General features: G+C 71.1%; 1 protein-coding gene. It reads left to right on the forward strand.

Annotated features, from left to right (window positions below; genetic code table 11):
- A partial coding sequence (locus VA596_RS50560; RefSeq protein ID WP_323337983.1) for a fasciclin domain-containing protein occupies positions 1–446 on the forward strand: 446 nt, incomplete at both ends.

A 446-nucleotide genomic window follows, 5' to 3' on the forward strand; every position in this document is an offset into this window, starting at 1 on the left:
CCGTCGTCCTCGATGGCCGCCCCGTCCTCCAGCGCCGACTCGGCTGCCTCCAACGGTGTCACCACCAACGCCGACGTTTTCGGCCCGGCCTGCTCGCAGCTGCCGCAGGGTTCTTCGCCGGGTTCGCTGGACTCGATGGGCCCGCAGCCCGTCGCCTCCGCCGCCTCGACCAACCCGCTGCTGACCAAGCTGGTCGCGGCCGTCAAGGCCACCAACCTGGTCGACACCCTCAACTCGCAGCAGGCGATCACGGTGTTCGCGCCGGCCGACCCGGCCTTCGCGGCGCTGGGTGACGCGAAGTTCAACGAGCTGGCGGGCAAGCCGGCCGAGCTGGCGCCGATCCTGCAGTACCACGTCGTCGGCAAGCGTTACGACGCCAAGGGCCTCGCCGCCGCGGGTTCGCTGGAGTCGCTGAACACCGCCGGTGGGCCGCTGAAGATCGAGGG

It is taken from the genome of Amycolatopsis heterodermiae (assembly GCF_034929455.1).
GTDB lineage: Bacteria > Actinomycetota > Actinomycetes > Mycobacteriales > Pseudonocardiaceae > Amycolatopsis > Amycolatopsis heterodermiae.